Genomic DNA, 8,702 nt, shown 5'->3' with positions numbered 1-8,702 from the left:
GCCCTCCAGGAATATATCCGCTTGAAGAAGATTGAAAAGATTCTGGGGTTTGAGGGCACACTTCAGTTTGAAGATACATGGGAGCAGACACGTCATGTCAGGTAATGTTCTCATAGACACATCCATTCCTCTTTTCTTTAGATGCCCACTTCAAGGATATAGCACGATATTGTAATTTGGTATTGGTCCCCCACCCACTTTATAAGCATCCCCTGTAAAGGGGGCACCCCTTTAATAGCTCTTAGGTTGATAGATAGTACCTTTTGACATAATATCTCGAGATGATGTATGATGTAGCTAATGTAATTACGGGTGGGTAATCATGGAAAACACAAAGCATAGAACACAGATATCCCTTGAAGACTGGCAGTACCAAATTCTTCTTGAAATATCAAGAAAAACAAAAAAGAGTCTCTCATGGATTATCAGAGAAATGATAACTGATAAATTCTCAAAACTTGCATCTAAAGGAGCAGATGACCCTGTATTTGATTTAATTGGTATCGGCAAGGGAGACGGTTCACCAGTGGCACGAGAGCATGATAAATATTTATATGGGAAAAAGAAATGAAGCGGTCATTTGTTGATACAGGTGCATGGTACGCATTGATTGATAGAAGTGATCCGGATCATAAAAATGCGGTTAATTGCCTAAAGATAAATAAGACTCCTCTGATAACAACCAATTTTATATTTGACGAGACTGTTACACTTTTAAGAAGTCGTCTGGGATGGGAAGTTGCCTCAGATTTCGGTAAAAAACTCAGAGACAGTGGCTTTGTTAGCCTTGTCGTTGTTAAAGATATTGATGAGGAAAAGGCATGGGAGATTTTTTTGAAATTCAAAGATAAGGACTTCAGTTATACAGACTGTACGAGTTTTGCTTTAATGCAAAGGCTGCAGATAGATACTGCTTTTTCTTTCGACAGTCATTTCAAGATAATGAAATTTCAGGTGCTCCCTGCTTTATAAAATTCTTTATAACATTGACTTTCACAAGTGGCCGGCTGCGTCAGATGGTGAGAACAGGCAACAGGATATTTTATAAAAAAAGAAATAAAGGGGACGGAGTAAAGATGGATAATTTGTCTAATGATGAAATATTAACATATTTAAAAAATAATAGAAAATTGTTGCATGACAACTTCGGCGTAACAAGTATAGGAATCTTTGGTAGTTTTGTACAGGGTACTCAGACTTCTTCCAGCGATATTGATATTGTTATTGACATGGAAAAAACCAGAAAGAGTATTCATACCTTTTTACAGCTAAAAAAGATTTTTGGAAAAAGAGATAAAAAGGAAAATAGACCTTGGATTTGAAAGCTCGTTAAAGCAGTCAATAAGAGAAAAAATAATAGGGCAAATCATTTATGTCTGAAGAGATTAACGTCTTTACCTTCTTATCCATGAATACTTCGGGGTTGATCTCGAAATAGTATGGAAGATTATTCAGGTTTAGGAAAAGCTGCTGAGATAGCAGGGGTCTCAATTAGTGAAATGATGAACATTCTGGCAGACTATGGTGTCAAGAGTAATCTGGATGATGAAGATTATCGAACTGGGTTGAAAAACTTAGAGGTCATCTATTAACTAACCCCTGAGGTGAAGATGATTGAGGCTCTTGGGGCCGGGCAAAAGAGGAGAGTACTGAGAACCGTTGATGCCCACCTGCTCCTGTTAAGATGTTCTCGCCGCAGCGTATCCATGCGTGGGCGTGCAGTTTATTTTCTTTGTCTTTTAAAGTGCCAAGGTAAAGAGTTCCGGGAATCCCTCGCCGGTTAAGCATAAGTTGTACAGCGATAGCCTGTACAAGGCAGGTTGATTGCCAGAAGGTTTTGTTACTCATTGTAACGACTGCCCATCCGATCTGCTTTGCCTTTAAGTCCTGCAATTGTGTAATCGTCCGGGGAGATTCAAGTCGTTCATTACCCAGCAGGGGCGCAATTCTGCGAAATGGAATCAGCAGGATTGCAGACCGCGCAAGCGCCATAAACAAGGCTGCCTCCTGCAGCAGGAGTTTTACAGCAAACGGCAGCCGCATAAACTTGAGTAGGCCTCTAATCAACAAACCTGATCAACCCCTCTTGTTTCAATTCTTCCAGGAAAGAAAGCAAATCGGACTCGATCTGCTCAGTTGCTGCCTCGAACTCCCGGCCCAACCTATTGCAGAGCTCGTCTACGCTGCTGGGCACTTCCAATAAATCCCATATGCGAAGGGCAATCTCGTTAAGACCTATATAGTTGTTTTTGGGCATGTTCAGGATAACGATTTCATTATCCACACGGGCAGACATCAGGTTTTCAGAGCGTACAATTTGACGGTTTAATTCAATAGACATAGTTGATACCTCCTATTCTTAGTTGATTAATAAAATACCCTGTTAAACAGGTTCATTATTCTCATCCAGGTATCCGAACCTTTTCATCATCTCTCCATGAACCTCGATCATTCGTTTGACCAGTTCAGACGGCAGTTCTTCTTTCCATGAGCCTGCCTGTCCACGGCGGAAGAAAAGGCCGGGGGCCTGTACCGGGCGCTCGCGAAAACCCTTATTATACTCCTGGTGCTGCAATTCACCGAAATCGGAGAAGGCCACTGCTTTGCGCACATTCGCCTCATTATACTTAAGACCGCAGAAGCGTACAACCCCGGAAAAAATTGCTTCGGCGTCCCGGCTAAGGTCTTCGTAACGCACTATGTGAACAGGCAGCCCCGATTCATCAAGCCAGCTTCGCACATGGCCGCTCCAGGAGAGCATACTCTGGCGCAGCTGGTCAGAAAGTTCGCCAATTGAACGAGCGAGGGCAAACTCGGGGTCACACATGTTTTCAACCGTCTTATACAGGTCCAGGCCCCAATGATGGGCACAGGACTTTGCCATATCCAGGGGGTTGCGCAGTATATAAACTACCCCGCCTGTAACATCCTCCGGGAATAGAGCTTCACCTCTGTCAGTGCGGCCCCAGGCATCGTGTACTTTCATGTATAGCGTGTCAGGAGAATCGCCTGCCATGCAGCGATAGACATCGGGGCGCAAACGCTCGATAACAGTATCATTCATTGAAGAGGCCTCAATTCCTGCCCACTCGTCAAACCACGCTCTGGCGCTGGCGATAGGGCCTCCTTCAAGTTTGTTGATGTCAGCGGGCGAATCGCTGTTACTCAGGTAATTTGTCAGCAAAACTCGCATCCATGTGTTGCCTGATTTGGGATACGACGCAAGCCATATGATCTTAGCCATTAAGTATAAACTCCACCACCTCGTGCACAGTCCAACGACTCTCTGGTCGTTTAACACGGAAAATATCCGTCTGAGAAGCCGCAGAGGAGAATATCGTAAACAGTCCGGGATGTTCCTCCGCGAAAAGTGGCCCGTATACACAATCCAGCAGAGCATCCAACTTCTCTGTGCCACTCAGTCTCGATAATCTTATATTCTTGCCTGTGCTGGGTTCCAGAATAAATATTTTGTGTAATGGAGCAGCATTTAGGCATGGTGCGCCCGGCGCCTCCAGGGCTGCCTTCCCGCGCCTCATGGGGTGGCGGCTGAGGCCTGATATATCCAGTCCGACGCCTTGCGCGGCGTCATCCCATAAGTGCATCATGGTAGTTCCAGGCACGACTTCAATGCAGCCATTTGCAGCACGGCGAAGAATGGTTAAATCGTCCGACACCATAGTACAGCCGTTCTGGATCATGGCCGCAAGGGTGGTGGATTTGCCTGCCCTGGATTTGCCGCAAAGAGCTATAGTGCCTGCGGGTGTATTGGCTGAGCTGGCGTGCAGAACCAGGAAGCCTCTTTGCCGGAACAAAGCGGCTGTTACAGAGTGAAGGAGATGGAACAGGAGACGTTCATCTTCGGCTGCTGAATTGCGTTCCAGCGTGACTCGATTACCGTCTTCCACCAGAAATCGTCCGGCACTCAATCCTCCCCTAAGAAGATATCTGCCTGGAGCGGCCTGCCAGCAAAACCCAGCGTCCCAACTATCATTTGATGCAGCAGAGCCTGCCAATTTCATAGGAACGGTACCGTACACCACTGTTACATCTGGGGCAGCATCCGCAGGAGCGGTTGGCAGCGCCGGGCAGATAAAGGGCACGCTCACGGTTAGGCCATAGGCTGTATAATTGTATGTCACTGCCACTCGCTCACCACCATATCCGCCAGTTCCTCTATGCTCCATCGCCCTCGTGGACGGCGCAGGCGTTTGAGAGGTGCTTCACCGGATACGGCAGCAGCTTTGCGGAAATAGACGGTGCGATCAAACAGGGCGTCTGCGATATGGCTGTTGTAGGAGAGGAGGCCTAATGCACTGAATCGCTCCGTCCCCTCTAATTCCTTAATCTCGATTTCGTCCCTGTTGTGGACAGAGAGCCAGTAGATCGCACGAAGGGGCTTAGGATCAGAGGCGATTGGGCCAGGCTGGGGAATAACACTTCTCTTATTATTGTAGTCGTGAGGCTTAGAAGAAGGTGCGGCAATCTTTAATTTCTCCATCGCATCAGGCCAGAGCAGGATGTCCTGGCAGACCGGAAAGACTACAGGCCTTTCATGTTCGTCAAGGTCAACCATTACAAGGTCATCGGAGAGCATTTCCCATCCTCGCTTGAGCAGCGCCGCGAGAAGTGTTGACTTACCTGACCCTGAATCCCCGGCGAAGAGAATGGCACCGTGTTGAGTTGCAGCGGCGGCAGCGTGAAATGCCAGAACTCCCCGCTGGAAAAGCATCGCTGCTAAAGGGGCTTTAAATAGAAAGTGCCGCACTTTGCCTTCATCAGTGTTGGCAGCAGGTTCGATAAAGGCATTGCGTCCATCAACAATGAGATAGCGTGCTACATCAGGTACATTGAGCAAAAATCTGCCAGCTGCAGCCTGCCAGAGCACGCCTCGAGCCGTTGCGCCATCGAGAGAAACAGGGACCGATGTGAATTCAATCCCCATGCTGTCAAAAGGCATGTTTTTATTTATTGCCATTTTCCAAACCCGTTCACGAACAGCCCTGCCATGATGCCGCGGGTCAGCACGGTACCGGCCTTGCGGAAGGCCTCAGGCGTGTCCTGCGTCTGGATCATTCTCCAGACCTCGAACATGTAGGGGACATCCAGATAGTCGGCAGCGGGGCCCTGCGCCAGTTCGTCCAGAGCGGTCTCTACTTCAGCGGCGCAGGCGCGCAGACGCGGAACCAGGTCGCCTGCCTGTCTGCCTCGTCTGCGGTTCAGGCGCACCTCGTCCGGAAGGCGACCTTTCATCGCATCGCGAATGAGCATACGATCCATCCCTGTTTCCGGGTCAATGAAGATATGATCGGGCACGGAGATGGTAAAGGCCAGGACGCGGGCATCGGCAGTAGGGTCCCGGATTTCCAGCCCGTGTGCCGCTCCCATCCGTGCATGCAGCGCACCGCCGAAGGATCTGCCCGGCTTTAGAATCTGAAAACGCCTTTCCTGCGGGGTGCGCGGATTTCCAGCAGGGTCGTTCAGGCGTTGTTCCCGCAGGTTTATTCGACGTGCAAAATCAGGATGGATGGAGGATGATTTGCACCATGAATAATCCCCCGGCATTCTCGCACGGCGGTATGCCTTTAAAAATAGATCCGGTGCTATCAGCTTTGCCCTTTCCTTTACCCATCTCCTCCAGCCGTAATGGCTTAGCTGTAATGAGAAGGGCTGCGAGAACACATCTCCTGTCCATGAGATGCCTGCATTGCCCATCTGTCCCGTGAGCAGGACACGGCAGCCATTTGCCCGGGCAGTTTCTTCCAGCTCCAGAATCCAGAAAAAATTTCCAGCGGCGTGTCCCGGTTCGTTATAAATCTCTAACATGCGGCGGATTGCCTGAATAGGGGAAATGGTTCGGGCGGAGATCTGATGCAGGTCAACATTGCCGGCATGTCTGGCCGTCGCCCGGGCAAAAGGAAGCTCATCGCCAAATCTCTTGCCTGCATAAATACCGGTATCTGACAGCGGCACTGAGGTAAAGGCGGCCAGACGTTTACCTTCATCATGCAGAAAATGCGCAGCCGTGGCAGTAACCGAGCCGGAATCCAGACCACCGCTCAGCGTTGCGGCAATAGACTGACCCCCATTGCCCTGAGCGCCGCCGCAGTTTGAAACCCTCAGCCTGCAGCGTACAGCCTCATCGAACAGATCACGAAATGCCTCTACATAATCCTTACGCCGGGGCAGGCGAAGTTCAGGTGTCTCTTCCAGCAGCCAGTACTGGCGTACATCAAGGCGTTCATGGGTGACTGTAAGGCAGTGCGCAGGCGGCAGGCGTTTAATAGGCGTATGAATGGTGCGCTCGCCGTGGCAGGCGGGCCATGATATCAAGACCTGTGCAAGATAAAGCTCATCTATCTTAATGGGCTTAATGAGTCCAGGGTTAAGCGCCAGCAATGCCTTACGATCCGAGGCAAAGGCGAAAAGCCGCGGGTCTGCATAATAATACAATGATGTATTGCCATAGTGGTCACGGGAGATAAACAGCCTGCGCTCACGGGGATGCCAGGCGGCGAGGGACCAGTCTCCGTAAATACGCTTCGGACAATCCTCCCCCCATTTGCGATATGCATGTAGAAGGAGTTTGAAGTCTGTGATGTCAGATTTTTCATATCCTACAATCCGCAATTCACAGTCAGCAATCAACTCATCACGGTTGTCTACGCGTCCTGCCGCACAAAAGATAAAGCCCTCTGCCGAATAAATGTGCGGCATCATCTCATACCTTGCATCAGGCGTCCTGAATAGACGCATCTGTCCCAACGCAGCAGGACCGTCAAGCTGCACGTCACAGCTGTTATCTTCCCAGCCCGCCATAGCCCGGCGCATAATTTCAGGAACAGACGGTGCGGTGTGACCTCCATCACGCTGCAAGATACCAAAAATGCCGCTCATTACCCTATTAAGTTGACGACAACGCTCCATCACTGTTTGAATTTGAGCCTAACAGTGTCTTTTTCATATCTATCCGAGTGACGGATGGCTTATGCCACGGACGCCGATCGTCCGTGTCCGGGGATACGGTCCCACTTTTTTCAGAGGTTATAGCAGTGCTTTTGTCCTTTTCATTTTCCATTTATTTCCCCCTTGTTTGCTATTCCGGCTTTATGCCCGTATAACTGAAAACTCCCAACCCAGCTTACGGCCTTATAACAACCATAACACCTCGATATTTGATCTACCAGAATAGGAGTTTGCTTTCTGAGAATAAGGTAGCAGTATTAGATTTTGATGTCAATATCTGATGGACTATTGTGATACATACTGAGGCAGGAGTGTCCTATCACACAGATACAGGCCATTTTTCCGTAGCCTTTGGGGAAAAGCTTCACGGAATCATGACTTATTACTAATCCATCGCATTGGTAGGTCCATTTCATAAAGTGACGGAAAATTTAACAGTACGTCTTGAACCAATAAATAAGAGTAGTATGCATCTATATATTTGAATTCATTAATGAATTCAATAGTAGTTAGCCTCTACAGAGGCTAATATGTGTTGTGAAAAGTGACGAAAAATTTAACATAGCCTTAAGGGCACGAAAAGTAATCCTTTGAAAATCAATTAGTTATATCTATGGCATGTAAGTTGCTTACTTTGAAGTATACATGCGTATAATTAACAAGTAAGACAAATATTAAAAAAAAAAGGAAAGGAGGTGAACAAAATGTTAAAAACTAGTAGAAAATATTGGCTCATAATCGTAGTAGCGATTGCAATGATGGCTGGTAGCGTTGACCGATCATGGGCCACAGCACTAACTATCTCGAATTGGAATTTCGATGAAGCTTCTGTTTCAGATGGAATGGGTATTCTGGGTATTCAAGGATGGAGTGGTACAGGAGTATATGGAACACGGAATCCATCATCTACTCTCTTTAATACCGGTGGTATAGACTACAGTGGTGGCAACGTCGCATTTGTTAACTCTGGTTACATTTATCAGGATATCTCATCTTTCAATGGATCACTGGGTTCATTAAATGCGGGCCATCTGTACACACTTAATGTGGATGTAGGATATCAGACTTCAATAGGTTGCCCTACGTGTAGTTATTATATTGAATTGTTGGCAGGAGGTACTTCACTCAAGACTTCATCTGGAACAGGTTCAGCAGGCCAATGGAATACAGCGAGCCTGACCTATTTGGCTACCGCAAACGGTGGACCATTGGAGATTCGTCTTGGCACTACTGGCGACAAGCGAACCCACTTTGACAATGTAAGGCTGACAAATAATGATACTACTAATGGCATTCCCGTTCCCGAACCTGCAACCTTATTGCTTCTCGGCTCAGGTCTGGTGGGAGTAGCATTGTTTAGCAAGAAAAAGTTTAAGGCTTAGAAGTCTTAAACGCTGATTTCAAGATTTCAATACGTTTGGCAGCAAATAACGCCCACTGGGAATCAACCTGTGGGCGTTTCAGTTTCTATATTTGAATTTATCCAAATTAAGTTTGGAAGGTGACGCTTTTATATGCTGTAGTACAACTGTATAGTCAACATATCTCAGATAGCTTAACGATATCTTCCCAGGGCAAAACTTCAATCCCTGAACGTTTTTGGCTTTCACTGCCGCCATATATAACATAGGGTGATTCTGCTGCCGCACCAGCAATTGCCAACCACTTTATTAGTCCTGTAAAGTAATCTTTGGTCACAGTCTGGCCTGATTTTATCTCTATCGGAACGAAAGTAT

At 47.4% G+C, this 8,702-nt stretch carries 14 protein-coding genes; 6 read left to right on the top strand and 8 right to left on the bottom strand.

The window, feature by feature from the left end; translation table 11 throughout:
* Positions 1-322 precede the first annotated feature (322 nt).
* The 5 genes from IT392_12510 to IT392_12490 all read left to right on the top strand — a co-directional run bounded on the left by IT392_12510 (position 323) and on the right by IT392_12490 (position 1,592).
* Entirely contained in the window at positions 323-571 is a 249-nt protein-coding gene (locus IT392_12510) for a CopG family transcriptional regulator (GenBank protein MCC6545298.1), read from the top strand.
* A complete protein-coding gene (locus IT392_12505; GenBank protein ID MCC6545297.1) occupies positions 568-972 on the top strand; it encodes a PIN domain-containing protein in 405 nt (134 codons plus the stop codon). The genes IT392_12510 and IT392_12505 overlap by 4 nt, the downstream gene beginning before the upstream one ends.
* 44 nt (positions 973-1,016) lie before the next feature.
* Positions 1,017-1,322: a nucleotidyltransferase domain-containing protein gene (locus IT392_12500; GenBank protein MCC6545296.1), complete on the top strand. Its 306-nt coding sequence runs from the start codon at positions 1,017-1,019 to the stop codon at positions 1,320-1,322.
* An 82-nt stretch (positions 1,323-1,404) separates the two neighbouring features.
* Complete coding sequence (locus IT392_12495) at positions 1,405-1,461, top strand: hypothetical protein (protein ID MCC6545295.1); 57 nt, start codon at positions 1,405-1,407, stop codon at positions 1,459-1,461.
* Positions 1,440-1,592 (top strand): UPF0175 family protein, encoded by a 153-nt coding sequence (locus tag IT392_12490; GenBank protein ID MCC6545294.1) that lies wholly within the window; start codon positions 1,440-1,442, stop codon positions 1,590-1,592. The genes IT392_12495 and IT392_12490 overlap by 22 nt, the downstream gene beginning before the upstream one ends.
* Here the strand turns inward: IT392_12490 and IT392_12485 are convergent.
* Genes IT392_12485 through IT392_12455 form a run of 7 tightly spaced genes read right to left on the bottom strand, consistent with a single transcriptional unit; the run spans position 1,582 to position 7,078 of the window.
* The gene (locus tag IT392_12485) at positions 1,582-2,070 is read right to left on the bottom strand and encodes a lasso peptide biosynthesis B2 protein (GenBank protein MCC6545293.1); all 489 of its coding nucleotides are present in this window, start codon (positions 2,068-2,070) and stop codon (positions 1,582-1,584) included. The two genes, IT392_12490 and IT392_12485, sit on opposite strands and share 11 nt — an antisense overlap.
* Positions 2,060-2,341, bottom strand: coding sequence for a PqqD family protein (locus IT392_12480; protein MCC6545292.1), 282 nt, complete (start codon positions 2,339-2,341; stop codon positions 2,060-2,062). The genes IT392_12485 and IT392_12480 overlap by 11 nt, the downstream gene beginning before the upstream one ends.
* A gap of 42 nt (positions 2,342-2,383) precedes the next feature.
* Entirely contained in the window at positions 2,384-3,244 is an 861-nt protein-coding gene (locus IT392_12475; protein MCC6545291.1) for a sulfotransferase domain-containing protein, read from the bottom strand.
* Positions 3,237-4,187: a hypothetical protein gene (locus IT392_12470; protein ID MCC6545290.1), complete on the bottom strand. Its 951-nt coding sequence runs from the start codon at positions 4,185-4,187 to the stop codon at positions 3,237-3,239. The genes IT392_12475 and IT392_12470 overlap by 8 nt, the downstream gene beginning before the upstream one ends.
* On the bottom strand, positions 4,139-4,978 hold the full coding sequence (locus IT392_12465) for a hypothetical protein (protein MCC6545289.1): 840 nt from the start codon (positions 4,976-4,978) through the stop codon (positions 4,139-4,141). The genes IT392_12470 and IT392_12465 overlap by 49 nt, the downstream gene beginning before the upstream one ends.
* Entirely contained in the window at positions 4,969-6,897 is a 1,929-nt protein-coding gene (locus IT392_12460; protein MCC6545288.1) for an asparagine synthetase B, read from the bottom strand. The genes IT392_12465 and IT392_12460 overlap by 10 nt, the downstream gene beginning before the upstream one ends.
* Before the next feature lie 7 nt (positions 6,898-6,904).
* Positions 6,905-7,078, bottom strand: a complete 174-nt coding sequence (locus IT392_12455; protein ID MCC6545287.1) for a hypothetical protein — start codon at positions 7,076-7,078, stop codon at positions 6,905-6,907.
* 643 nt (positions 7,079-7,721) lie between these two features.
* On the opposite strand from IT392_12455, the gene IT392_12450 reads away from it, so the two are divergent.
* Positions 7,722-8,348 (top strand): PEP-CTERM sorting domain-containing protein, encoded by a 627-nt coding sequence (locus IT392_12450; GenBank protein MCC6545286.1) that lies wholly within the window; start codon positions 7,722-7,724, stop codon positions 8,346-8,348.
* Between the two features lie 154 nt (positions 8,349-8,502).
* Here IT392_12450 and IT392_12445 read toward each other — a convergent pair whose 3' ends face one another.
* Positions 8,503-8,664, bottom strand: coding sequence for a hypothetical protein (locus tag IT392_12445; protein ID MCC6545285.1), 162 nt, complete (start codon positions 8,662-8,664; stop codon positions 8,503-8,505).
* Between the last annotated feature and the right edge of the window lie 38 nt (positions 8,665-8,702).

The organism is Nitrospirota bacterium, assembly GCA_020846775.1.
GTDB lineage: Bacteria > Nitrospirota > 9FT-COMBO-42-15 > HDB-SIOI813 > HDB-SIOI813 > RBG-16-43-11.
Note: the sequence above shows the minus strand (reverse complement) of the source record. Positions and strands in the feature narration are given on the sequence as shown.